The 23,943-nt window shown below is 60.5% G+C and carries 29 protein-coding genes and 1 tRNA gene; 13 read left to right on the top strand and 17 right to left on the bottom strand.

The annotated features are described in order from the left end of the window. The first annotated feature begins 44 nt into the window (after nt 1-44). On the top strand, nt 45-362 hold the full coding sequence (locus NKJ35_RS24710; protein WP_352649930.1) for a GFA family protein: 318 nt from the start codon (nt 45-47) through the stop codon (nt 360-362). A gap of 174 nt (nt 363-536) precedes the next feature. Continuing rightward, nucleotides 537-1,184 carry a YiaD family glycine zipper/OmpA-like lipoprotein gene (locus tag NKJ35_RS24705; protein WP_254817106.1) on the top strand — a complete coding sequence of 216 codons (648 nt, stop codon included), beginning with the start codon at nt 537-539 and terminating at the stop codon, nt 1,182-1,184. A gap of 90 nt (nt 1,185-1,274) precedes the next feature. On the opposite strand, the gene NKJ35_RS24700 is transcribed toward NKJ35_RS24705, so the two are convergent. Then, nucleotides 1,275-1,547, bottom strand: a complete 273-nt coding sequence (locus NKJ35_RS24700) for a DUF2798 domain-containing protein (protein WP_352649929.1) — start codon at nt 1,545-1,547, stop codon at nt 1,275-1,277. Continuing rightward, a complete protein-coding gene (locus tag NKJ35_RS24695; RefSeq protein ID WP_352649928.1) occupies nt 1,514-2,479 on the bottom strand; it encodes an NmrA/HSCARG family protein in 966 nt (321 codons plus the stop codon). Before NKJ35_RS24695 ends, NKJ35_RS24700 begins: the two co-directional genes overlap by 34 nt. Before the next feature lie 120 nt (nt 2,480-2,599). Here NKJ35_RS24695 and NKJ35_RS24690 point away from each other — a divergent pair, with 120 nt between their 5' ends. Next, the gene (locus NKJ35_RS24690) at nt 2,600-3,493 is read left to right on the top strand and encodes a LysR family transcriptional regulator (protein WP_352649927.1); all 894 of its coding nucleotides are present in this window, start codon (nt 2,600-2,602) and stop codon (nt 3,491-3,493) included. A 26-nt stretch (nt 3,494-3,519) separates the two neighbouring features. Here NKJ35_RS24690 and NKJ35_RS24685 read toward each other — a convergent pair whose 3' ends face one another. Further along, on the bottom strand, nt 3,520-3,762 hold the full coding sequence (locus NKJ35_RS24685) for a YjiS-like domain-containing protein (protein WP_352649926.1): 243 nt from the start codon (nt 3,760-3,762) through the stop codon (nt 3,520-3,522). Between the two features lie 264 nt (nt 3,763-4,026). Between NKJ35_RS24685 and NKJ35_RS24680 the strand changes: the two genes are divergently transcribed. Beyond that, a complete protein-coding gene (locus NKJ35_RS24680) occupies nt 4,027-4,707 on the top strand; it encodes a tetratricopeptide repeat protein (protein ID WP_352649925.1) in 681 nt (226 codons plus the stop codon). 48 nt (nt 4,708-4,755) lie between these two features. Here NKJ35_RS24680 and NKJ35_RS24675 read toward each other — a convergent pair whose 3' ends face one another. After that, entirely contained in the window at nt 4,756-6,351 is a 1,596-nt protein-coding gene (locus NKJ35_RS24675) for a DEAD/DEAH box helicase (protein WP_352649924.1), read from the bottom strand. Between NKJ35_RS24675 and NKJ35_RS24670 the strand changes: the two genes are divergently transcribed. After that, complete coding sequence (locus NKJ35_RS24670; RefSeq protein ID WP_352508556.1) at nt 6,338-6,634, top strand: hypothetical protein; 297 nt, start codon at nt 6,338-6,340, stop codon at nt 6,632-6,634. The two genes, NKJ35_RS24675 and NKJ35_RS24670, sit on opposite strands and share 14 nt — an antisense overlap. A gap of 68 nt (nt 6,635-6,702) precedes the next feature. After that, on the top strand, nt 6,703-7,359 hold the full coding sequence (locus tag NKJ35_RS24665; protein WP_352477471.1) for an outer membrane protein: 657 nt from the start codon (nt 6,703-6,705) through the stop codon (nt 7,357-7,359). A gap of 73 nt (nt 7,360-7,432) precedes the next feature. Here NKJ35_RS24665 and NKJ35_RS24660 read toward each other — a convergent pair whose 3' ends face one another. The 6 genes from NKJ35_RS24660 to NKJ35_RS24635 form a co-directional block, all read right to left on the bottom strand. Beyond that, nucleotides 7,433-8,206 carry an NAD kinase gene (locus NKJ35_RS24660; RefSeq protein ID WP_352649923.1) on the bottom strand — a complete coding sequence of 258 codons (774 nt, stop codon included), beginning with the start codon at nt 8,204-8,206 and terminating at the stop codon, nt 7,433-7,435. 461 nt (nt 8,207-8,667) lie between these two features. After that, nucleotides 8,668-9,426, bottom strand: a complete 759-nt coding sequence (locus NKJ35_RS24655; RefSeq protein ID WP_352649922.1) for an MBL fold metallo-hydrolase — start codon at nt 9,424-9,426, stop codon at nt 8,668-8,670. A gap of 2 nt (nt 9,427-9,428) precedes the next feature. Continuing rightward, nucleotides 9,429-10,493 (bottom strand): ABC transporter ATP-binding protein, encoded by a 1,065-nt coding sequence (locus NKJ35_RS24650; RefSeq protein ID WP_352649921.1) that lies wholly within the window; start codon nt 10,491-10,493, stop codon nt 9,429-9,431. Beyond that, entirely contained in the window at nt 10,490-11,272 is a 783-nt protein-coding gene (locus NKJ35_RS24645; RefSeq protein WP_352649920.1) for an ABC transporter permease, read from the bottom strand. The genes NKJ35_RS24650 and NKJ35_RS24645 overlap by 4 nt, the downstream gene beginning before the upstream one ends. Before the next feature lie 2 nt (nt 11,273-11,274). After that, a complete protein-coding gene (locus NKJ35_RS24640) occupies nt 11,275-12,117 on the bottom strand; it encodes an ABC transporter permease (RefSeq protein ID WP_352649919.1) in 843 nt (280 codons plus the stop codon). Nucleotides 12,118-12,130: 13 nt separating this feature from the next. After that, on the bottom strand, nt 12,131-13,240 hold the full coding sequence (locus NKJ35_RS24635; protein ID WP_352649918.1) for a polyamine ABC transporter substrate-binding protein: 1,110 nt from the start codon (nt 13,238-13,240) through the stop codon (nt 12,131-12,133). Between the two features lie 91 nt (nt 13,241-13,331). On the opposite strand from NKJ35_RS24635, the gene NKJ35_RS24630 reads away from it, so the two are divergent. Continuing rightward, nucleotides 13,332-13,946, top strand: coding sequence for a TetR/AcrR family transcriptional regulator (locus NKJ35_RS24630; protein WP_352649917.1), 615 nt, complete (start codon nt 13,332-13,334; stop codon nt 13,944-13,946). Nucleotides 13,947-14,001: 55 nt separating this feature from the next. Here the strand turns inward: NKJ35_RS24630 and NKJ35_RS24625 are convergent, their stop codons facing one another. Then, nucleotides 14,002-14,202: a DUF2905 domain-containing protein gene (locus NKJ35_RS24625; protein WP_352649916.1), complete on the bottom strand. Its 201-nt coding sequence runs from the start codon at nt 14,200-14,202 to the stop codon at nt 14,002-14,004. A 137-nt stretch (nt 14,203-14,339) separates the two neighbouring features. On the opposite strand from NKJ35_RS24625, the gene NKJ35_RS24620 reads away from it, so the two are divergent. Then, entirely contained in the window at nt 14,340-14,906 is a 567-nt protein-coding gene (locus NKJ35_RS24620) for a DUF2569 family protein (RefSeq protein ID WP_352649915.1), read from the top strand. Between the two features lie 65 nt (nt 14,907-14,971). Here the strand turns inward: NKJ35_RS24620 and NKJ35_RS24615 are convergent, their stop codons facing one another. The 5 genes from NKJ35_RS24615 to NKJ35_RS24595 form a co-directional block, all read right to left on the bottom strand. Then, nucleotides 14,972-15,610 carry a cupin domain-containing protein gene (locus NKJ35_RS24615; RefSeq protein ID WP_352649914.1) on the bottom strand — a complete coding sequence of 213 codons (639 nt, stop codon included), beginning with the start codon at nt 15,608-15,610 and terminating at the stop codon, nt 14,972-14,974. Between the two features lie 133 nt (nt 15,611-15,743). Next, nucleotides 15,744-15,941, bottom strand: a complete 198-nt coding sequence (locus NKJ35_RS24610; protein ID WP_352649913.1) for a hypothetical protein — start codon at nt 15,939-15,941, stop codon at nt 15,744-15,746. Between the two features lie 265 nt (nt 15,942-16,206). Next, on the bottom strand, nt 16,207-16,605 hold the full coding sequence (locus NKJ35_RS24605; protein WP_352649912.1) for a GFA family protein: 399 nt from the start codon (nt 16,603-16,605) through the stop codon (nt 16,207-16,209). Nucleotides 16,606-16,752: 147 nt separating this feature from the next. Further along, the gene (locus NKJ35_RS24600) at nt 16,753-16,878 is read right to left on the bottom strand and encodes a hypothetical protein (RefSeq protein ID WP_302894114.1); all 126 of its coding nucleotides are present in this window, start codon (nt 16,876-16,878) and stop codon (nt 16,753-16,755) included. Between the two features lie 31 nt (nt 16,879-16,909). Then, nucleotides 16,910-17,149, bottom strand: a complete 240-nt coding sequence (locus NKJ35_RS24595; protein ID WP_352649911.1) for a hypothetical protein — start codon at nt 17,147-17,149, stop codon at nt 16,910-16,912. A gap of 608 nt (nt 17,150-17,757) precedes the next feature. Between NKJ35_RS24595 and NKJ35_RS24590 the strand changes: the two genes are divergently transcribed. Genes NKJ35_RS24590 through NKJ35_RS24575 form a run of 4 tightly spaced genes read left to right on the top strand, consistent with a single transcriptional unit; the run spans nt 17,758 to nt 22,306 of the window. Then, nucleotides 17,758-18,204 (top strand): Csu type fimbrial protein, encoded by a 447-nt coding sequence (locus NKJ35_RS24590; protein ID WP_352649932.1) that lies wholly within the window; start codon nt 17,758-17,760, stop codon nt 18,202-18,204. Between the two features lie 25 nt (nt 18,205-18,229). Next, a complete protein-coding gene (locus NKJ35_RS24585) occupies nt 18,230-18,943 on the top strand; it encodes a fimbrial biogenesis chaperone (protein ID WP_352649910.1) in 714 nt (237 codons plus the stop codon). Then, on the top strand, nt 18,921-21,341 hold the full coding sequence (locus NKJ35_RS24580; protein ID WP_352649909.1) for a fimbria/pilus outer membrane usher protein: 2,421 nt from the start codon (nt 18,921-18,923) through the stop codon (nt 21,339-21,341). Before NKJ35_RS24585 ends, NKJ35_RS24580 begins: the two co-directional genes overlap by 23 nt. A 14-nt stretch (nt 21,342-21,355) precedes the next feature. After that, entirely contained in the window at nt 21,356-22,306 is a 951-nt protein-coding gene (locus NKJ35_RS24575) for a Csu type fimbrial protein (RefSeq protein ID WP_352649908.1), read from the top strand. 1,126 nt (nt 22,307-23,432) lie between these two features. On the opposite strand, the gene NKJ35_RS24570 is transcribed toward NKJ35_RS24575, so the two are convergent. Beyond that, nucleotides 23,433-23,508: transfer RNA gene (locus NKJ35_RS24570), tRNA-Thr, on the bottom strand. A 158-nt stretch (nt 23,509-23,666) separates the two neighbouring features. Here NKJ35_RS24570 and NKJ35_RS24565 point away from each other — a divergent pair. After that, nucleotides 23,667-23,834: a hypothetical protein gene (locus NKJ35_RS24565; protein WP_352649907.1), complete on the top strand. Its 168-nt coding sequence runs from the start codon at nt 23,667-23,669 to the stop codon at nt 23,832-23,834. Nucleotides 23,835-23,943: the final 109 nt, after the last annotated feature.

The raw sequence follows: 23,943 nt of genomic DNA, 5'->3' as shown, positions 1-23,943 counted from the left end.
AACTACGCTCGTAAGGACGACCTTAAGAGCGCAGCCTCGCTACCATGCCATGCTCCCGCAAGGCGGCCTTCGCCGGAGGCGTACGTTCGAAACGCGGTTCGTTGTGGGCCTATTACACCCCATCGCAATTCAGACTCACCAGCCCGCCGGAGAATGTTTCGTTCTACCTGTGGGGATCGAAAACCATAAAACACGGTTTTTGCGCCACCTGCGGCTGTGGCACCTTCACCGAGACGCCGGACTGGTCGACAGGCGAGCCGAATTTCGACAATCCGAAGATCAGCGTGAACTCGCGGCTGTTCGACGATTTCGATCTCGACACGGTCGAAGTGGTGGTCATCGACGGCAAGAATCTCTGGTAGCCGGTCGAATTGCGGTGGTCGCGCGAGCCACCGCAGGCGTGTGGAATTGAGCCGGGGAAAGCCGCGGCAACGGCTTTTGCTGGTCCGCTTTTCGCCGCATTTCATGTTACAAGTCGCTGGAAGGGCTGATGCGGTGCGCCGTTGCGCGGCCGTGGAATGGAGAGGGACCACCATATGAAAAAGATTGTGCTCGCCGTCGTGGCGACGGCTGTGCTCGTGAGCGCATGCACCACCGATCCCTACACCGGGGAACAGAAGGTTTCCAACACCGCTGCCGGCGCCGGTCTCGGTGCTTTGGCGGGTGCCGGGCTCGGCATGCTAGCCGGCGGTAACGACCGCCGCAACGCGCTGATCGGCGCGGGCATCGGCGCGCTTGCCGGCGGTGCCATCGGTGCCACCATGGACCAGAACGAGGCCGAACTGCGCCGACAGCTTCAGGGCACCGGCGTCAGCGTCACCCGCACCGGCGACCAGATCATCCTCAATATGCCGTCCGACATTACCTTCAACGTCGACCAGGACGCGGTGAAGGCCGGTTTCTATCCGGTGCTGAATTCAGTGGCCCTTGTGCTGAAAAAGTTCCGCCAGACCACGGTCGACGTGTTCGGCCACACCGACTCGACCGGTAGCGACGAGCACAATTTCGACCTGTCGCAGCGCCGTGCTTTGGCGGTCGCCAACTATCTGTCCGGACAGGGCGTCGATTCCCGCCGCTTCGCCGTCACCGGCTTCGGCAAGACGCGTCCGATCGCCTCCAACGCGACCGCTGCCGGCCGGGCTCAGAACCGCCGCGTCGAGATCCAGCTGTCGCCGCTTACCTGAGGCAAGCGCACGAACCGGCAGCGGCCCCGCACGGGGCCGCTCTAATCGCTAGGCCGGCCCTATGGCCGCCGGCACCCTTCGTTCGTGATGTCAGGACCGGGCCGGTTGATCGACAATCGCGGCAACGATCCGGCGCACGATCGGAAGCACAATCAGCAGACTGGGAAACGCGACAAGCCATGAAGCGCCCCATGCATAGCTCCAGGCCGCTATGAACCCCTTCGTCCAGCCTGCGCCGATTGCCGTCGAAACCGCCGAGACAATCGACGACATCAGAATCGAAAGAACCAACGGCATCACCACCGCGCCGTAGGAGGGCGGCAGCTTTCTCAACTTGAAGGCTTGGTCCGGTGATGCTTGCATCGAAGTCTCCTAATCAGAAAATATGCGTAGGCGTTATTGTGAGGACGATCAGGCGGCATATACGTCTGCAGCGCCAATTCCCGAATGAAGCTTCGCAGCGAACGCGGCTCGCGGCCAAGCACGGCACGCAACGTCAGGCTGTTCCCGCCGAGGCCGTATTTGGCGTAGTGGCTGTGTACTTTGGCCAGCATCTGCAACTGCCGGTCGGTATAGGGAAGGCGGGCCTTCGCCGCCCAGTCCTGAAATGTCGGCTCGCCCGCCGAAACCGGCCGGCCAAGCGCTTCGCTCATCATGGCGACGACCTCTTCGCGGCTGTGCATACCGTCGGCGCACAGCTCGAGGGTCGCATAGGACAAACGCGATTCGGTCAGTGCGATCGCTGCCACTTCAGCGATATCGCGGTAGTCGACGCGGGCGAGCTTCGCCGTCTTTGGAAACGGCTCGGCGAAAACGCCATGCTCGACGACAGAGGGCCAGGCCGCCGCGATATTTTGCATGAAATTGGCCGGGTGCAGAATGGTGTATTCCATGTTCGTCGAATAGAGGGCAGCTTCGACAGGTACCTTGCTTGCATGGTTTTCCAGCCTCGTATTGGTCGGCTGGATCACCGACGAAAAAACGAACTTTCGAACGCCTGCTCGCGCCGCCGCCTCAACCATGGCAACCCCCATGGCGGCTTCGTCGGCAGCAAAGGCCGGTCCGATGTGAAAGACACCGTCGATACCTTTCACGGCCTGCTCAAGGCTCTGATGGTTGCGCAGATCTCCGATCGCGATCTCGGATGCACCGGCTTTCCGGGCTTTTTCGGCACTCGCGGCGTCACGAACAAGCGCCCGAATCCTGGCATTGCGGCCGACGAGTTCAGGCACCACCAAACCGGCAACGCGGCCTGCGGCGCCTACGACCAGGACGGTTGGACTGGGTGTTCGCATGACGATCTCCTTCCCTCGAGTCTGCCTTTCGGCCTGTGCAGGGAAGATAAAATCCGGCGAACTGCGTTACAATTCATCGATTTTGCGATAGTTTATCCCGATTTTCGGGAGAAATAGGCGATGAGCCGGATAGACGATTTCGAAGCCTTCATTGCCATTGTCGAGCATGGCAGCCTGACGGCTGCCGCACGCCGGCTGAACCGCTCGCTGCAGTCGGTCAGTCGGTCCCTGGCCACATTGGAGGAATCAATCGGGGTCGAGCTTCTGCACAGGACGACACGCCGCTCGACGCCGAGCGAAGCCGGAGCGGCCTTTTTCCAGCGCATCAAACCCGCCGTCGAGCAAATCAACGAAGCCAGGCTTCAGGCGGCCAATCGACGGTCGGAGCCATCGGGCATCCTGCGTGTGGGTGCCCCTGTTCTGTTCGGCCCGGACTTCCTCGTGCCGGTTATCGCCGACTATATGCGGACATATCCTCGGGTCGAGGTTGACCTCAAGCTTTCCGATGAATTTGTCGATCTTGATGCCGAGGGTCTCGATCTGGCGGTAAGAATCGGCAATTTGCCGGATTCCAATTTACGTGCGAAGCGCCTGGGCGCGCTGCGACGCGTGGTGTTCGGCGCACCTGCCTACTTCCAGCAACACGGCCGACCGGCCCATCCGCTCGAATTGCGTGAGCATGAATGCATCGTACGAACCGTCGACGGCCGCCCAGGCGAATGGATGTTTCAGATTGAAGGCAAGCCCCGGCCGGTGAAGGTCGCGGGCACCTTCCGGTCAAATTTGATGATATCGATCTATGCAGCCGCGGTTCACGGATTGGGTTTGGGCTACTCGCCGCTTTGGCAGGTAAAACACCTGGTGGACGACGGCCGCCTGGAACTGGCTTTGACCGAATTCGAGCCAGTGCCGGTGCCGATACACGCCGTGTGGCCGGAAGGCAGATCATCCTCGGCCAAAGTCCGCGCTTTTCTGGACCTGTTGGCATCCCGCCTGGAACTCAAGAACCTTTAGGGCGCAGACCAAACTCAACGCCGATCTTACCTCATCGACATCAAGTTCGTGATTAGAACAGCCGTGGCGGCATCGAGCGCGGGTTGATGAACCTCCGAATGACCGATGTCCTTCAGCTGTTCGGCCGTCAGATCTGCCAGTGCTCTGCGTCTCGCGACGGTCCGCCGCCATCCCGAGAAGGCAGCGATCATCATTGCTGCGCCTTTCAGGCTGGACCCAAGCAAGCGTTTGGACATGCTGCGGGCGGCGCGAGTTTCCGAGTGAGCCATTGTTTTGGTCTCCCATTTCGAGTTTGCGGATGGGAGCGTGCCACGCAGACGTTTTCGGCCTGTTCGGCTGGGCGTGAACAACTGGGAGAAGTCCGACGAGCCGCCGTTAAATCGGTGTTAAATCGATCCACCGAGATGCTATTCTGTCGCCGCGGTCAAAGTCTGGAGACGATTTGTGCGCATCCGGTTGCTTGGTGGCCTGGAGGTTACTTCCCCGGGACGATCACTAGTAGATCGGCCATCGACGATGCCTTGCGCCTCTTCATGAAAGCGATCGACCGTGACCCGGAGTTTGCCGCAGCCTATGCGCGGGCGGCGCGGTGCTACGCCACCCGAAAAAGCAACGGCTGGATGACAGACCGCGCGAAAGAGAATGCCGAGGCTACTCGACTGGCCAGGAGAGCGGTCGAACTCGGAAGGGACGATGCGATTGCGCTTTCCTTCGGTGGATACGTCCTCGGCTACGTAGGTGGCGACCTTGACGACAGTGCGGCTTGCATCGATCGCGCGCTCGTTCTCAACCCGAATCTAGCGGCCGCCTGGGGCCTAAGCAGCTGGGTCAAGGCTTGCTTTGGCGAGCCAGGCAAGGCCGTCGAACACGCTGCGGGCGCCATGCGTCTGAGCCCGCTGGATCCACGTCTGTTCGCTTGGCAGTTCTGCACCGGGCTCGCTCATTTTTGCGCTGGCCGCTACGACGATGCTGTCGAATGGGCAGAAGGCTCGTTGCGGTCCCAGCCGAACTACGCGAGCGCTATGCGTGTTGCTGCCGCAGGTCATGCTCTTGCGGGACGGCTTTCGGAAGCGCAGCAAATGATGGCCCGGCTCTGCGCGTTCGATCCCTCGCTGCGGCTTTCGAATCTGGCCGAAGTGCTGCCGCCGTTTTATCGACCGGACGATCGCAGCAGATATATCGAAGGTCTTCGCAAGGCTGGCCTGCCGGACTGACGCCGTGGAAATGCCTGGCGCGGCCGTGGGACGTGCGATTGTCTAGTATCAGACCTTGGCGACGATCCGCATGAAGGCCGGCATGTCATCGCCGAAGCCGACGGTCGCGTCGTTGTCTTCCTGGCGCTGGCGGGCAGGGCGCTCGCGCTGCGGCCTTGTGTCGCCGCGTTCGGGCGCGCGCCGTTCGTTGCGATCGGGCGAAGCCTTCCGTTCAGGTGAAGCCTGGCGCTCGCTGTTTTCCGAGCGGATCGCCTCCTTGCGGGTACGCCGCTCGCCGATGTCGGCGACTGCGGCTTCGGCCACGACCGGCTGTTCCTCGCTAACCGCTCCCGGCTCTGCTTCTTCGCTGCGCTTGGCGTGGCGTTCACGCGGCTTGCGCTCGCCCCTGTCCTTGGCGTCGTCCTTACGCCCGGCGCGGCGTGGAGCACCACGGCCACGGCGCGGGGCCTCGTCCTCGCCGCCCTCGCTGGCGACGACTGTCGACAGGTCGCCGTCATGCCACTCGATCTTGGTGCCGATCAGCCGTTCGATGGCGTCGATGTATTTGGTGTCCGATTTGGTCGCGATGGTGAAGGATTTGCCGGAGCGACCGGCGCGGCCGGTGCGGCCGATGCGGTGGACATAATCCTCGGCGTGGATCGGCACGTCGTAGTTGAAGACATGGCTGACGTCGGGAATGTCGAGGCCGCGCGCCGCGACGTCCGAAGCGACGAGGTAGCGCAGCTTGCCGTCACGGAAATTGGCCAGCATCTGCATGCGCGCGCGCTGGTCCATGTCGCCGTGCAGAGCGCCGGCGTCGAAATCATATTTCAGCAGCGAACGGAACAGCTCCGACACCTCGACCTTGCGGTTGCAGAAGATGATGGCGTTCTTCAGCTCGGCATCCTCGGCCTTCATCAGATTGCGCAGCGTCTCGCGCTTGTCCCAGGGTTTCGGGCCGGATTTCACCAGCCGCTGGGTGATGTTGGTGGCGGCCGATGCTGCCTTCGACACTTCGACGCGCACCGGCGCGTGCAGGAATTTCTCGGTGAGCTTGGTGATTTCCGGCGGCATCGTCGCCGAGAAGAACAGCGTCTGCCTGGTGAACGGAATCATTTCGCAGATGCGCTCGATATCGGGGATGAAGCCCATGTCGAGCATGCGGTCGGCCTCGTCGATGACGAGGATCTCGACGCCGTTGAGCAGGAGCTTGCCGCGTTCGCGATGGTCGAGCAGGCGGCCTGGCGTCGCGATCAGCACGTCGGCGCCGCGCTCGAGCTTCTTGTCCTGCTCGTCGAAGGACACGCCGCCGATCAGCAGCGCGATGTTGAGCTTGTGGTTCTTGCCGTATTTGACGAAGTTTTCCTCGACCTGCGCGGCGAGCTCGCGCGTCGGCTCGAGGATCAGCGTGCGCGGCATGCGGGCGCGGGCGCGGCCCTTTTCCAGCCGGGTGAGCATCGGCAGGACAAAGGACGCCGTCTTGCCGGTGCCGGTCTGGGCAATGCCCAGCACGTCCTTGCCGAGCAAGGCGTGCGGGATAGCACCAGCCTGGATCGGCGTCGGCTCGGTGTAGCCGGCATCGGTAACTGCGGAAAGGACCTTCGGCGACAGGCCGAGGTCTGCGAAGGTCAACGCTTCTTGAGCGATCTGGGTGTCTGAGGACAAGTTTGGCGGTCTTTGGCTGGTTCGGGGGCGCAACGTAAGCAGTCGCGGCAAGCGCCGCGCGCCTGCAAGATTGGTATTGCAGGTAGGCGCAAGCCCACGATTTGTCAACACAAACGGGCGGCATTGGCACGATTGTGAAGTCGTAACCTTAATCGCGATGGTTACCGCATCGCCGATGCCGACTTTCCAGGAAGGCAACAGTTTTTTCCGCACCAGCGCAAGTGTTGCGGATCAGCAACGCCTTGCTGCATTCATCCCGATTGCACGGCAAAATTGCATTTAGGATTTGAGTTGGAGCAGAAACCTTGACACGAATGATTCATCCATTTTTCTTAGTCGAGGGGCCACATCATGAAAAAAATTCTTCTCTCTGCCGCATTTGTGGCACTTGCCTTGATGCCGGCGATGGCGGCCGACGTCGTGGAGTTGCCGGTTGCGTCAACATACAACTGGACGGGCTTTTATTTAGGCGCGCATGTCGGCGGCGGCAAAAGCAAGGTGGACTGGGAATATAGCCTTAACGGGGCGACGGCTGATCACGATGGCAGCGGTGCTCTAGGCGGCGTTCAGGCCGGCTACAATTTCCAGAGCGGAAATATAGTCTATGGTATCGAGGCGGATATCGCGGCCGCCAAGATCGATGGGGACACATCTTGCCCAAACCCAGCCTACACTTGCGAGTCCGATGTAAAGATGCTCGGTTCGTTGCGGGGTCGAATTGGCTACACGATGGACAGGCTGCTGATTTACGGTACCGGTGGTCTCGGCTATGGAACCATAGAGATTGGCACCAGTGGTCCCGTCGGGACGAACGATACCACGAAGACCAAAGCAGGCTGGACGCTGGGTGCGGGCCTGGAATATGCCTTTAATGATCACTGGTCGCTCAAGGGCGAATACAAGTATTTCGATCTAGGCAAGGGCGATTATACGGTCGACGGCGGCGAGAATGTCGAGGCAAAGGTCCGGATACACACCGGAGTTGTCGGCCTGAACTACAAGTTCTAATCGTAAGGATCGGTTGCGGCGAGACTTTGTGTTGCACTGGACCCGGCCTCGTGCCGGGTTTTACTTTTGTCGTTTAATACCTGAACTGTTCGGCGAGAATGCGCTCGTTCCACGAATGGTTGGGATCAAACAGCAGCGTCGCCGTTGCCGTCGGCGATTCCCTTACCGTGACCGTCGTCACCGCCTTGACCTCGGTGTGGTCGGCGGCGGCGTTCACCGGCCGCTTTTCCGGCTCCAGAATGTCGAAACGCACGCTCGCCTTGTTGGAGAGCAGCGCGCCGCGCCAGCGGCGCGGGCGAAACGGGCTGACCGGGGTCAGCGCCAGCAGCGGAGCGTCGAGCGGCAGGATCGGCCCGTGCGCGGACAGATTGTACGCGGTCGAGCCGGCCGGCGTCGCAATCATCACGCCGTCGCAGTGCAATTCCTCCAGCCGCTCTTGCCCATCCACGGTGATGCGGATCTTGGCGGTCTGGTAGGACTGGCGCCAAAGCGCGACCTCGTTGATCGCCAGCGCCGAAATCGTCTCGCCCTCCGCCGTAACTGCCTGCATCTCCAGCGGGCGGATCGTTTCGGCAACGGCCGCCGCGATGCGCCCGGTCAAGCCGCTGGCGCGGTATTCGTTCATCAGGAAACCGATGGTGCCACGGTTCATGCCGTAGACCTTCTTTCCCGTGCTCATCGTCTCACGCAGGGTCTGCAGCAGAAAGCCGTCGCCGCCGAGCGCCACGACGATCCCGGCTTCTTCGACGGATGCCTGGCCGTAACGCGCAGAAAGGCTTTCCAGCGCCGCATTGGCGTCGGCTGTACCGGATGAGACGAAGGCGAAACGGTTGGCGGTTTTGCTCATGGCTCTCAACGACAACCGATTGGCGACGACCGTTTGGCGACCGATTGGCGGCGACCGGTTGCTGGGCCGCGCCAGCGCCGGGTTAGCATGGGTGGGCATTTCTGCAAAGGGCGGGAGGTGTCTTGATATGGCGGCCGAACAGGGCGCACTCGCGCATCGTGTCGGAGGACAAAATGATGTGATGGTTAAGGCCCGCCTTAAGCCCTCGTAAAGCCGGATCGATCATGTTAGCCGGCAGTGAATGGGCGGCGTGGGGGCTAACCAGTCGAGGCCGATCTATTGCCGCTGGCACGCTTGATTATCGTCTTCCTGATGCTGGCAAGTTTTGCCCTGGCTTTCGCGGAACTGGTGCGCCAGTCGGAGGAAAAGAGTTTCAGACCCGAGCCCACGGCCTCACGCTGCGGCGACGCGGCGGGGACACCCTGTCCGCAAAGGGCGCTTTGACGTTACTACGCTGGTCCTTAACGGGCGAGCAGATGACAGCCGGCCTGGCGCTTTTGCGCGAGATACTCGTCGACAAGCTGGCGATAGCGGACTCTCCCGAAGCTCGGGAAATGGCCGCCATGCACGACCGAGACATCGAGATCGCGCAGGCGCAGCAGCGTTTCGACATAATCGTCGATATCGGAGTGATAGACGTCGTCGATCAGCGGGCCGTCATAGATGATGTCGCCGGAAAACAGGATGCCCGTCCTGTTTTCGTAGAGCGCAATGCCGCCGGGTGAATGGCCGGGCGTGTGGATGACCTCGAAGGCACGGTCGCCGAGATCGAGGATATCGCCTTGCTCGAGCAACCGGCCGGCTGGTGCGGGCAGGATCCGGTAGCGCTTCGTGTCCCAGCCGTGCGGCATGCCGTCGAACATCTCGTCGGTGGCATAGCGGTCGGCAACCGTCCATTCGTTGCGCGGGTCGGCGAGGATCCCGGCCTCGGCCGGGTGCACGCAGCGGTCGGGGAATTCGTGATGGCAGCCGATATGGTCGAAATGCGTGTGGCTGGCCACGCAGGTGAGCTTGCGCTCCGTCAGCAGCGGCACGTGGCGGCGCAGGCTGAAATGGCCAAGGCCGGTGTCGAACAGAAGATCGCGGTCGCGGCCGCGCACATGCCAGATGTTGCAGCGGAAGAACGGCTTGATCCACGGCTCGTGGATCAGCGTCACGCCATCGCCCATGCGGATGGTTTCGTACCAGTGGCCGGCGTCGATGGTTGGAGGCGTGCTCATGTTCAGTCCGCAAGCAGGATGATGTCGCCAGCATCGCACGATACCGCGACCACGTCGCCCGGCTGGACTGCCGATACGGCGGGGACCTTGGCGATGAAGTGCAGCGCCGGGTCGGCCGCGGAGGTTCCCAGAACACGCTTGAAGCTGCCCTGAAAGACGACATCGCTCACCTTGACCGTGCCAAGCGCCACGCCGCCACTGGTTGCGCCGAGGACAAGATGCTCAGGCCGGATGGCCAGCGCAACGGTCGAGCCGGCCGGCAATGTGCCAGGCAGCGAGAGCGCCCCAAGCTTCGTTGCGACGGTGATCTTGCCACTCTTCGCCTCCGTCACCGTTCCCGATATCAGCGTGCTTTCGCCCATGAAGGTCGCGGAAAAGCGCGTCGCCGGCCGTGCATAGACACGCTCGGGCGATCCTTCGTCCTCGATGCGCCCGTCATTCATCACCACGCAATGATCGGCCAGCGCCATCGCCTCTTCCTGGTCGTGGGTGACGTGGATGAAGGCGGTGCCGACGCGTTTCTGGATCGCCTTCAATTCATCCTGCATTTGCCGGCGCAATTTCAGGTCGAGCGCGCCGAGCGGCTCGTCGAGCAGGAGCACCGCCGGCTCGACCACCAGGGCGCGCGCCAGCGCCACGCGCTGCCGCTGGCCGCCGGAAAGCTGATGCGGCTTCTTGTCGAAGGCGGTGGCGAGGCCAACCAGCGCCAGCGCCTCGCGTGCCCTTGCTGCCCGGGTTGCGCCATCGACACCCTGCATGCGCAGACCGAAGCCGACGTTGCTGCCGACGCTCATGTGCGGGAACAGCGCATAATCCTGGAACACGGTCGTCGTCGGCCGCTTCGCCGGTGGCACTGCGGTGCAGTCCTCGCCGCGGATCAGCACCTTGCCCTCGCTCGGCGTGACGAAGCCGCCGAGGATGGACAGAAGCGTCGTCTTGCCGGAGCCGGAAGGCCCGAGCAGGATCGTGTAGCTGCCAGGCTCGATCGTCAGCGAGACGTTCTTCAGCACCGTGTGCTGGCCGAAGCGATGCGAGACGGAGCTTATGTCGACCAGTGGCGCACTCATGCCGGCTTCCTCCGCAACAGCATCAGCTCGAACAATATCACCAGTACGATGGAGACGGCGAAGACCAGCGAGCCGACGGCGTTGGTCTTCGGATTGAGGCCGGAGCGCAGCAGGTTCCAGATCTCGACCGGCAGCGTCGTGTCGAAGCGCGTCAACAGGAACGAGATGACGAATTCGTCCCAGGAGAAGGTCATCGACAGGAAGAAGCCGGCGAAGATCGCCGGCGCCATAACGGGTACGGTAATCAAAAGCAGCACCTTCCATTCGGGTGCGCCGAGATCGCGCGCGGCGCGCTCGATGTTGATCTGGTGATCGCCCATCTGGCTGTAGATGATGGCAAAGCAGAGCGGCAGGTTGATCACCACATGGCCGATGCCGGCGGCAAGTAGAGACTTCGGCACGCCGGCCCAGTCGAACAGCACCAGCAGCCCCATGCCGATGATGAGATAGCTGACGGTCAAGGGCAAGGTGATCAGCCCGCGCATCAGGCCCGAGCCCGGCAAGGCGAAGCGCGCAAAACCCCAGGCGGAGAGAAAGCCGAGCGTGACGGCGACAGCCGAGGAGACGACCGCCACCAGCAGCGAATTGACCAGCGCCGAAGTCAGCCGCGTGTCGGCGAGCACGGCCTCGTACCAGCGCAGCGACGGCCCGGTGAAGGGCGGGATCGGAAACGAGGTTGCCTGCAGCGAAAACAGCACAAGAACGACGACCGGCAGAAAGATGAAGCCGTAGATTGCGATGGCGTAAAGGCCGGAGACGAGGCGGATGAAAGCGCGCATGGTCAGGCCCGCTCGATCTTCAGCCAGCGGGCGCAGGCGAGGTAGGCGATGGTGACCACCGCCATCAGGATGATCGACAGCGCCGAGGCGAGCGGAAAGTCGCCGCGCCGGCCGATCTGCATCATGACGAGCTGTGGCATCAAAAGCTCGTTGTTGCCGCCGAGGATCTGCGGCGTGATGTAGTCGCCGATGCACAGCACAAAGGTGAGGAAGGCGCCGACCATGATGCCAGGCAAGGTCAGCGGCAGAACGACATGCAGGAAAGTCCGCAGCGGCCCGGCACCGAGATCGGCGGCGGCCTTCCGGTAGCTGGGGCTGAGCTGCTTCAGATTGGCGAAGATCGTCAGCGTCAACAGCATGACGAAGAAATGCACGAAGCCGGTGATGGTGGCCAAACGCGTATTGGCGAGTTGCAGCGGTTCGCCGAACAGGCCGGAGCCGGTCAACGCGCGGTTGACGACGCCGTTCTGTGCCAGCACCAGCAGCCACGAATAGGAGCGCACGACATAGGAGGTCCAGAAGGGCAGCACCGCCAGCATCAGCGCCAGCCGCTGCCAGCGCTCCGGCACCTGTTCGGCCAGAATCCAGGCAAAGGGATAGGCAAGCAGCACCGAGATAATGGTGACGATCGCTGTGACCTGTAGCGAGTTCACCATCGCCTGCCAGTAGGACTGATTGGCAAAGAATTGGCTGTAGTTGGACAGCGTGAAGCCGCCGCCTTCGTGCGCCGTCAGGCTGGATACCGCCATGGCGACGAAGGGCAGCACGAAAAACAGCAACGTCCAGCCGAGCGCCGGCGTGACCAGCGCCCAGGGCAGGGCACGCCCGCTGTTGACGGCGTTCACGACTGGCAGCCGGTCATTGCGCCTGCAGCATTTCGGTCCAGACGTCCTGCATCTTCTTGTCGAGATCGGCATTCGGCGCCGGATAGGCCTGGGCGCGGGCGAGGAATTCCGGCTGCTCGTCGAAGCGCAGGATCTTCTTCTGCTCGTCGCTCAGGGCCGCCTTGCTGTTGGCCGGCATGCCCCAATAGCAGGATGAGGTGGCGAGCCGCGCCTGCCCTTCGGGGCTCATAATGTACTGGATGAATTTAAGCGCCAGCTCCTTGTTCTTGGAATCCTTGAACATTGCCAGCGACTGCGACCACAGCACCGCGCCTTCTTTGGGAATAGAGAAGTCGAGGGCAGGGTTTTCCTTGGCCAGCCCAGCCGTCACCCATTCACCGCCGCCGACCAGTATGTCGACTTCGCCGGTCGCCAGTGCCGTCTGGCTGGCGGTCACTTCGCCGACCAGCTTGGCGTTGGCCTTCATTTTGAGCAGCTCTTCCTTGATGGCGGGAAGGTCGGCTTCCGTCAGTTCCGCCGTCTTCTTGCCGATCGCCAGTGCGGCCATGCCGATGACCGGCAAGTAATAATCGTAGATGGCGATCTTGCCCTTGTATTTGTCGCCGGTCAGCGCGGCAAGCGACTGCATGTCGGCCGGGTCGACCTTGGTCTTGTTGTAGCCGATCGTGTTGTAGCCGAACTTTTCGGTGATGCCGTAGCGCTTGCCGTCGACGACGGTCGAACTATCCATCTTCACTTGCGGGAACAGGTCGGCCAGCGGCAGCTTGTCTTCCGGCAACGGTTCGAACAGGCCCTTTTCGACACCGCGCGGCACGTCGATGCTGTCTATCACCATCACGTCCCAGTCGCCGGGCTGCGACTGTTCGACGATGGCCAGGCCGGCGCCGGTGCCTTCGAACTCCTTGACATTGACCTTGACGCCGTTCGCCTCCTCGAACGGCTGCAACAGCGCCGGATCGGCGTGATCGCACCAGATCAGCGCGTTGAGATCCTGCGCCTGAGCGAGGCTGCCAGCCGCCAGCAACAGTGCTGCGGCGGCGCACGCGCCTTGGAGATGGCCCTTCAGAACGGAAAGCGGGTTCCTGGTAATTGGATTGGGGGTCTTCTTCAGCTTGATGGACATCGAGTGTTCTCCCTTGCCTTTTTGGCTTGTGGCAAAAAATTGAACCAATTCTAAAATTGAGTCAATTCTGTTTTTGTGGCAAACAGCGGCTATGAGCGGATTGCGGGCAAGGCAGAAGGCGGATCGGCACCGCCGCATCATCGAGGCGGCGGCGGCGCTTTTCCGCGATGCCGGCTATGAAGGCGCCAAGATCGAAACGATCGCCGCGCAGGCCGAAGTCTCGGTCGGCACCATCTACAACTACTACCAGAACAAGGGCGACATCCTCGGCGCTATCGTCTCGATGGAGGTCAACGAGGTGCTCAATGCCGGGCGCGGCGTCGTCGCCAACCCGCCGGCCAATGTCGGCGATGCTCTCGATACGCTGCTCGGCATCTATATCGAGCATTCGCTGCATTATCTCAGCAAGGAGATGTGGCGGCAGGCGATGGCGATCTCGACGCAGCTGCCCGACAGCCCGTTCGGCCAGGCCTATACGACGCTCGACCGGGCACTGACCGAGCAGATCCGCGCGCTGATCGCCCGCCTGCAGGCGCTCGGCCTGGTGCGCCGCGACATCGACGGTCCGGCGCTCGGCGAACTCATCTTCAACAACATGAACATGATGTTCATCGAGTTCGTGAAGCGCGAGGAGGCGAGGATTGCAGAGTTGCGCACGGCGATACGCAGGCAGAACCGGATATTGGTGGCGGCGATCGGAGTGTAAGAAGATCAAGGGCGAGAAGGGCCAGCAACACAAATCGCCGTTGCCGGAGCACCGCCTAACGGTTGATCAGCCATAGAATGGCCGAGAGCACGATGCTGACCAGTATCCCCGTGGTGATAGGGACATAAAGCCTGAAGTTCTCACGCTCGATTACGATATCGCCGGGTAGCCTGCCAAGGCCGGACCGGGCCAACCAAGGCCACAGCAGGCCTATGGCGACTATGCTGAGACCAACGACGATCAGAGTTCGCGACATGACATCCTGCCGGAAATAGCATCGTGCCAGAAATATAGTGTTGACGGATCTTGCAGGCAGCGCTTCCTCTCGATGTTGCCTCTTGAGTTGAGATTGAAATCTGCTACAACCTGAACGGGCATCAAAGGAGGGATTGGATGCGGATTTCCATCTGGCATTGGGCTATACTGCTGCTGCTGATCGGCGTGCCTGTTTTCTTTGCCGTTCGGTCAGCCGCAAAGCCATTACAGGATCCTTCGGCTCTCGTAGGTTTTGGAGGCTGGCTTATGCTGCTGGCGATCCTTCAGGCTTTCTCCCCGCTACGCACGCTCGTCTCATTGGGCTCATCGAGTGAAGGCTACCGACAGCTCATGACGCTCCCGAATGGCACTTTGGCGGTCTACGGAGAGATTGCCCTCTTGCTGGCGTTTGTGGTGATCCAGGTGGTTGTGCTCTTTGCGATGCTGCTGCGGAGTTACCGCTTCAAGCAGCTGTTCATGTATCAGTGGTTTGCAATACCAATCGTGTTTTTTCTGGACGCGGTATGGATCTCAGCGGTTATGAGCGCTCCTGTGAGCTTGGTGCTTGCAGGGGATGCGTTGGTAATGCCCGCAGTTTCTTTTGTCCTGACCGGCGTCTGGGTCGCCTACGTTTACAAGTCGGTCAGGGTGAGAAACACGTTCGACAGGGCCGCGATATCCGGTCAGGTCACGAGTGCTTCATAGAGCTTGCCGCGAGCCCTATGTATGGCAGCCGACAAAAAATGCCGGGCGCGCTGCATCGACCCAGATCACCCGGCCTGTAGGCCTGCTCGAGCGAGGATTTCAGGAGCCGGCGTGACACGCCCGTGCGGCTTGCAGTAGCCGGGGTCGATCGCGCGATAGCCAAACAGATGGCCGAGTGGCGCCAGGATCCCCAGCGCCACTCGCTGAATCGCAGGTGGCGGGTACGTGAAGACGATTACATCGGCAAATTCTCTGGCGATAACTGCCGCCTGAAGCGGCGAAGGCCTGCCTTTTTTGTCCACCTTGCCGGCATTGGCCAGGCCGAAGAGCATGCCAATCAGCAGCTCGAAACGGTTCGGGTCGATATCGTTCGCGCCTGGCGCCCGGTCGACTTCGACCAGCACATGCGCTTCTTCGGTTTTGCTGCTGTTCCACCAATCATGTGCGACGCCTGCTTCGACCGTGGCGGATTGGCCTGGCCCCAGGGACAAAGTCTTCCCGGCGATGCGAGCGTCGAGCCGGCCGCCGAGGACGGCAAACCGCTCCGTCAGGTTCGGGTGGTAGTGCTCGCCCACCACTGCGGCTCCCGGTCGGGCGGTCAGATGAGCGATGCCAGGTCCCTGGCCGCGGTCTTCGGTGCCACGCAGGATGACCGCATATTCGCCGGTCACCTTGTTCTCGTAGACATCTCCACAGCGTGACATGGATCAGCTCGGGTTTCAGAGCACCGCTGCCGGCAAGCTTACGGTTAAAGGGTTGGCGGTTCAACGGCCGCTCGAACGAGCGGTTGTGAAACTCCTGCGCCGGCTCCGTTGACACGGGCGCGACCGGTGCTCTCTACCGGACATGCTTAGGCGGGCGCGCTCGTGGAAACGGCACGACCGTCAGTGGCGCCTTGCGGAATTCCGCGATGGCTATTTCTTCAATCAGCGCGTCGAGGGCCTCGTTGACGCGTTGGCTCGTTTCATCCACGCCGCAGAGGCGGTTTTGTGCGCACTCCAAAAGCTCGCGCGCCGCGGCGAAATCACTACGCATGACAACACCTTTGGTTTTTGGCCCGCCGCACGGGCATTGTCGGCGCGCTTAATTGAGCGAGTGCTAATATACATTGGAGCAATTTAATCGAATGCTGTTAAGTGGCCGTCGGGAGGCGGGACGAACCTATGGCCCAGCAAAAAGCAAGACAGGAAAGAGCTCGGCGTCTCCTGGTAGGAGATGCTTGAGCCCGATCTGGTTCAGGCTAAGCCGGCAATTTCACGGGAACTTTCTGGCGATCCCGACGCTCCCGGTCCGTACCGTCCTAATCTTTCGTATAGTCAGGCCCAAAACGGGTCGGCAGGTTGTCGGCGAGTTTCAGCCAAGGGAGCTTCTCCTCAAAAGCGACATGCAGCGTAGGTGCAAATTTTTTTGGCTCCTCCATCGCCGCCGCAAAAAAATGCATGACATCAGACATGTTCTTTGAGCGGAAGGACAGCGGCGTACCACAGTGATCGCAAAATGTTCTTTCCACACCGGGAGAAGAGTTGAATACCTTCGGTAGCTTGCCCAACCATCGCCATTGGCCGTTCAAGACGCCAATATAGGTGGTCATCGGCGCAGAACATTGCCGCCGACAACTTTCACAATGACAGACCACGCAGGCCTGTGCCGGGCCATCGACTTCAAAGGCAATAGCGCCGCATAAGCAATGACCACGCATGCAAATACTCCTCGAGTCAACAAGGACAGCTTCATGCCTGGGCGTGAGGGAGGCGCCATGAAATGCGCCGAGCTGGCGCCCAATTCCGACATTCGGCGCTGGCGATTGTCCTCGCCCGCGCGAGGCGTTGCCTCCAAGCTGCCTTCACTATCGCCTTTGCGGCATATTGAAATGTTCGTAGAGTTTCTCCGCCAGGCCGCTGGCGCCAAAGCCCGTCAATACCGATGAAAGTGCCAGCGGCGCCTTCTTGTCGAGCATGGCCTTGGCGATCATCAGATCGTCGCTTCGCTTATGAGTCCTCAGCCTAATACGATCTTGGGCGGCTTAAGAATTCTCTGGCGGCGGCAATCTGGCGTCGATGCTCGCGAAGGAATGCCGCGCCGAAGCAAATGGCGAATGCCAGTACCGAAAGGCTTGTCGTTGCTCTTGATGCAGGATCGGGATCGGGACTTACCAGGAAACGAAAGCCGAACGCGAAGGCGAAGACAACAACGCCACCAAACATGCCGCTGATGAAGGGGGCGGTCGTGCGTTTCTGCTCCAACGAAGACTCCTAGGTTTTCCGCTAGGGAACTATGGTTTCCGCAAGGGAATATATGCGTTGAAGCTGATGTGCTACCGATCCTGACGGCCCCGGCCTGTGGATATCGGGGATGAGCAGATATCAAGCGCGTTTGAGACGGACCTTGTGGAGGGTCGCTGGCTCTGGATGACCGAAACGGTTCAAAGCCACGGCTGCTTCGCTAATCGGTCCACATCCGGTGGGTTGGCACTGTCCATCCCTCGCTCTCGTCCCCCTTAAGAACGCCTCCTGTAGTTCTCCACAGGAAAAGTGAGGAGCGATGCCAAACAGCGGCAGCCGTATTTTTTGCTAAATTGGCACGAAAAAGGGCATAGAGGCCGGGCGAGCGCATCATTAGAGTTCAAATCGGGCAGCGACTGAACCTCTCGGTACATTGGGAGGTCCCGTTCAGGCAAAATATGCACAAGGCTCTCGGGCGTCTTGGCCTCATGATTAGTTGAATATTAAGGAGAGGCATGCAAAGGGTTTGTTGACGGTTTTCGCGCTGGGCGAGCACCCGGAGACAAAGGAGCACTCCAATGCGCGTCAAGCTGGCAGCCGTTTTGGCTTTTCTTTCGACAGCGTCCCTGATGACCAATTCTGCCTTTGCGGTGACGGCGAACGGCAGCATGACGGTTCGCCTGACGATCACCAATGAGTGCAAGGTGCAGACAGCCAATGACCTGAATTTTGCTTCGCACGGCGTCCTCGATGCAAACGTCGACCAGACCAGCACCATCGGCGTGCAGTGCACCTCCGGCCAGACTTACAATGTCGGCCTAGGCGCGGGCTCTGGCTCCGGCGCAACTGTTGCGGTTCGCAAAATGACCTCGCCTGCCGCTGGCACGGTAAACTACACGATTTATCGCGACAGCGGGCACAGCCTCGTTTGGGGCAACACTGTTGGGACGGACACTGCCACCGGAACCGGTAACGGCAACGTTCAAAACCTGACCGTCTATGGGCGGGTGCCCGCTCAGCTGACGCCGGCAGCAGGCGACTACACTGACACGGTTGCGATCACCATAGAGTATTGATCTCTCCCAAGCGCGAGGGAATTGTATGCGACGTCTGCTGACACGTATCAGTGCCGCCGCGATCTTCATGCTGAGCGCAGGTCTCGTTGAGGCTGCTTCACTGAGGGTCGCTCCAACTAGCCTGGAGTTGATCGCGCCCGACAGCGCGGCGGTATTGAACCTGCACAATGACGCCAAGCGCCCGATAAACGTACAGATTCGCGTGTTCAGGTGGCGGCAGGCCGGCGGCGTGGAGCAACTGGAGCCGACTTCGGATGTCGTCGCCAGCCCGCCATCGACTAAGATCGGGCCTAATGCAGACTACGTCGTTCGCGTCGTCCGCGTCAGCAAGGCCCCTGTGGCTACGGAAGAAAGCTATCGCCTGTTGGTAGACGAGTTGCCCGACCCATCGCGGAAAAAGGCCGGAACGGTCGCTCTGGTACTTCGCTATTCCGTACCTGTCTTCTTTCGCAATCCCGATGCGAAACCCTCTGACGTCTCGTTCAGCCTATCGCGGGCCGGAGGCAGGCTCGTCCTGACCGCGCGCAACAACGGTGAAAGCCGCCTGAGACTGTCGAATCTCAATTTGGTCCAAGGCAGAAAGAAACTCGGAGCCCGCAGTGGGCTGGTCGGCTATGTTTTGGGCGGCGCTACAATGCAATGGCCGCTCGGCAACGCCAAGTCGCTGGCCGCAAGCCCTGTTGCGCTCAAAGGGCAAAGCGACCTTGGACCGTTCGATGCCCCAGTTGCGATCAAATGACCGTAAGGTTGTCATCGTCATTGTAGGCACCGTCCTCTCGTCTCTGTCGGTGAATGCGCAGGATTTACAATCCGAACCGCAGATTATGGATTCCGCTTCCCCTCAGACGGAACGCCGCGATCTGTACCTTGAAGTGTTCATCAACGACGTTTCGACGGACCTGATCGGGACTTTCACGGAATTTGCGGACGGCAGCCTGGCTACAACGCCGGACGAACTCACCCAACTTGGCCTGAAACCTGTGGATAGCGCGATCGATGCCGACGGTCTGGTCAGGCTGGATCGGCTGCCGGACGTTGCCTTTCGCGTCGACGAAGCAACCCAGCGCCTTTACGCAACGACAACCAACGATGGTCGATCCGCGCACGTCGTGGACATTCGCGGCAGCGATAAGGAAGATCGCCTGAAACCGCAGTCCGGCTACGGTGGTGTGCTGAACTATTCGCTTTTTGCAAGCTCTAATAGCTGGTTCGAAGATGATCTGGACTTGTTCCAAGGCATTTCCGGTGGCTTCGACGCGCGCGTTTTCAGCCCCTTCGGCACGCTCGGGCAGTCATTCACCGCCGGCTATTCGGACGGCGAGTTCGGCGGGCTTGTGCGGCTCAACACGACCTGGAGCTATTCGGACCCAGAACGCCTGGTGACCTATCGGGCAGGTGATTTCATTTCCGGCGGTCTGTCGTGGACGCGGCCCGTCTACCTCGGCGGCGTCCAGGCGCAACGCAATTTCCGGCTTCGATCCGATCTAGTTACGCTGCCGCTGCCGTCGTTCGGAGGAACCGCAGCCGTCCCTTCCACGCTTGAAGTCTATACCCAGAACGTCCGTACCTTCAGCGGCAACGTTCCCGCTGGGCCGTTCCAGATAACCAATCTGCCCGTGTTTGCGGGCGCCGGCGAAGCGCAGGTTGTCCTGCGAGACAGTCTTGGTCGCGAGACTAGCGCCACGCTGCCGTTCTACACGTCCTCCTCCATGCTGGGACAGGGTCTACTCGATTTCTCGGCGGAAGTCGGATTTCCACGGCGCAATTTCGGCATCGACTCTGCCGACTATGACCAGCGCCTGTTTGGCGTCGCCAGCGCCCGCTACGGTCTCACCAACTGGCTGACACTCGAGGGGCATGCCGAGGGCGGCGAGAATTTGGTCAACGGCGGCGTGGGCGCGGCCTTTCCGCTCGGACACTACGGCGCTGCCTCGGTGGCGGTCGCCGGCAGCCAACATGAGGGGCGCACGGGGGCGATTGTGAACGCATCGCTGGAGACGACCTATAAGGGATGGTCAATCTATGGTCGCATCCAGCGTGCGTTCGGCGATTACCAGGATGTCGCCTCGGTGACTGCAGAACCTTCGTTTCCTAAGCCTGGCGATTTGCCGATCTTTAGCGGCAACGTCCCGCGATCGATTGATCAGGTAACTTTAAGTGTTCCGGCACCGCTTGAGTTTTCAAGCCTCAATCTCTCCTACACCCATCTCGAAAGCGCCGAAGGCGAGAAGAGCCAGATTGTCGGCCTTTCTTATAGTCAGCAAATATTCAAACGAAGCAGCTTCTACGCCACGGCCTTTGCCGACCTCGAAGACCGCGACAGCTTCGGGGTGTTTGCCGGGATTTCCATCCCGTTCGGGGACGACATCACGGCCTCGACTGGCGTAGAGAGCGGTCCAGACGGGCTCAATGTGGCTGCCGACGTAGCCAAAACCGAGCGTCTGGAGGACGGCAGCATCGGTTGGCGGGCGCGGACAGCGGAAGGAGAAACGACTAGCCGTTCGGCTGGCGTCAGCTACAGGGCTCCCTTCGCTCGCTTCGAGGCCGATGTTCAACAATACGATAAGGAGTTCAGAGCGACTGCGCAGATGGATGGCGCGATTGCCGTCGCCGGAGGCGGCATCTTCGTGACCAATCGTATCGACGATGCTTTCGCGGTCGTTGAGGTCGGTGCGCCTGATGTCGACGTGCAATTCCAGAATCGGCCGGTTGGCAAGACCGACAGTCAGGGGCGCATTCTGATCACAGGCCTCAATTCCTACGAGCCGAACACCGTTTCGATCAATCCCAAGAACCTGCCAGTCGATGCGAACATTCCGGCCACCAAGGAAGTCGTGGTGCCGGCCGACCGCAGCGGCGTCGTGGTGAATTTCGGGGTTTCGGAAGCGCCGAAGGCGGCGCTCGTCACCTTGGTCGACAGTAGCGGCGTACCGCTTGAGGCTGGCCTGAACGGCCGTATTGATGGTGGCTCGGAAGACTTTGTCATCGGCTACGATGGCCAAGCCTACATCCAAGGCCTGGATGCCAAAAACGCGCTGGTGGTGGATCGTTCGGATGGGAGTTCCTGCAGAGCCGAATTTGCCTACCAGCCCACGCCCGGCCAGCAAGTGGTGATCAAGGACGTGACGTGCCGCTGAGACTGGGAAACAAGATGCTCCGTTTTGCCATACTGTTGGGCGCTACTCTATTCTCGTCGCACGCTTTCGCGCTAAGCTGCAGCTTTGGCGTCTCCAACATGAACTTTGGCTCGGTGGATACGCTGTCGAGCAGCCAAACCAACTCGACCGCAACGCTAAGCCTGAATTGCACCGGCGGCCTGGTTGGCCAGCAAATCCTGCTTTGTGCGCATCTTGCAGCCGGCAGTGGCGGCGCATCAACGGAAACTGCGCGGCAGATGCTGAGCGGAGCCAACAGCCTCAACTATCAGCTCTATTCGGACTCGGCGCGCAGCATCATCTGGGGGTCCTATGCGTGGGCCTATGCGTCGCGCCCGCCGGCTCTACGGCTGACGCTCGGGGTCTTGGGTACGGCCACCGGCACCGCCACCATCTATGGCTCGGTCTTTGGTGGCCAGGGCACTGTTCCACCCGGGACTTATCTCTCGACCTTTTCCGGCGCGTACGTCGAATATCGTTACCGCGTCACCAACGCCAATAACTGCAGTACAGCTAACAGCACCACCCTCGCGCCGGCTTCGACCTTCACGATAAATGCAACGGTCGCTGCGAATTGCCTCGTATCGACCGGCAACATCGATTTCGGGTCGTCGGGAGTTCTCGCGGCGAATCTTGATGCCACCGGCCAGGTCTCGATTACCTGCACCCCTGCGACGGCTTACACACTCTCCTTGAACGGCGGGACCACAGGTTCACCCCCAGCAGCCCGCAAAATGTCAAAGGGGGCGGAAACCGTGACTTACGGGCTCTACAAGGACAACGCCCGAACTCAGCCTTGGGGTGATGCATCGACGACCGGCAGCATGGTGACGGGAACCGGCACGGGGGCGCTGCAGTCCTTAACTGTTTATGGCCGGGTGCCGCCACAGGCCATGCCGTCGGCCGGCGTCTACACCGACACGGTGATCGTCACAGTCACCTACTGAGTGGGACACGACGCGGCCACCGCTTGATCACGTATTGACTGTCGCTTCTAAGGAAGATTGGGTTATCGCTCTTGATCACATGCCGCTGATGAAGGGGGCGGTCGTGCGTTTCTGCTCCAACGGAGACTCCTGGGTTTTCCGCTAAGGAACTATGGTTTCCGCCAGGGAATATATGCGTTGAAGCTGATGTGCTACCGATCCTGACGGCCCCGGCCTGTGGATATCGGGGATGAGCAGATATCACGCGCCCCGGAGGTCTCAAGAAGCCCGTGCTGGTGCCCCCGGACGGCGCTAAGGGCCAAATCCAACTGGAGCACTCCACCCGAATTTACCCCGGAAAATCAAGGGAATACGAGAGTATCTTCCCCCGAAGAGGTTAAGCTCAGTGTACCTCTTTGTGCCCGAGCGGTGTACCTTCTGTCAACCCTTGTTAGGCGAGGACGTTGACTATTACCCGCTGCCGTTCGTAGTCGCATAGTGCGCAGTGCAGCTCAGGAACACCTTCCCACCGTCCAACCCTCTGGGATCAAAACCCAATCACTCAGAACGACCGAGTTCGACCCCATTGCGGACGCTCGTCGAAGTGTAGATGCTGCAGATGTCAGGAGGGTATCGCTTGATGTGGACCTTTGCGAAAAAGCTACTCGCGAAATCAAAAACAATGAATGCATTGCTCGGAGATGTCGTCTTCAAGACACCCCCGGTCGTCGGAAGTGCTAGCGATTCTTTCCTCGAATGGCGCGTTAAGAGGTCAATAGACCAGCGAGACGTCTACATAGGTCTTTCGATGAGGCCCGATGGTTACGCTGGTGCGGAAGGTTCCCCTACAAATTACATGAACTTTAGCCTTGAAGCGGCTACTCGGCTTCGGGACAATCTTAACGAGTGTATTGCTGTCGCTCGGCATCAAATGGATGATGATACCTCACCAGATACAAAACGAATGGCGTAAGTGTATGAACGACCTTGGGCACCTTCCTTCGGTAGACCTTCCGATTGCCGCGCGGTTGGACATGCTCCAGTGTCATTTTCATCCTTGGTGGACCCTCGGTGTACCTTTTGGTGTACCTCGGGGGACGTTGAAACCCTTGAGTTCCTTGATTTCTGGGGTTTGTCGGGTGGAAACTGGTGCCCCCGGACGGGATCGAACCGCCGACCTTCGGTTTACAAAACCGCTGCTCTACCAGCTGAGCTACAAGGGCACGGCGCTCCGGTTAGCATATTTGCTGCGCCAGTAAAGACAAAACTCCGTTTTTCGGTTCCCGGCGGACGCGCCGGTTCTGCCGCCAGGGCGTCCTGAAAACGGCCAATTCGCTTCCTATATTGATCGAAGGTGCAATCGCATCAGCGAGGCAGTCGCATGATCAGGCTTGTCATCATTCTCCCGCTCGTCTTCGTGGCCTGGGTTCTCTTGGTGAAGCTCGTCAAGGATCTGAAGCGCGCCAATATCGACTGGACCGGCGTCACCACCATCATCGGCTTCATCGCGCTCGCGTTCTGGCTTCGCCATATCACCGGCATGGGCTGAGGCCTGCCGATTGTTCCGGTGGATTGTCGACCAGCGCGACCGTTTGTGGTCGCGGCTGACAGTATCAGACTGGCACCCCACTGCCCCCTTTTTCTGCGTGTCTGAGTGG

The organism is Mesorhizobium sp. M0136, assembly GCF_040322515.1.
Taxonomy (GTDB): Bacteria; Pseudomonadota; Alphaproteobacteria; order Rhizobiales; family Rhizobiaceae; genus Mesorhizobium.
This window is presented reverse-complemented; position numbering and strand designations above follow the sequence as displayed.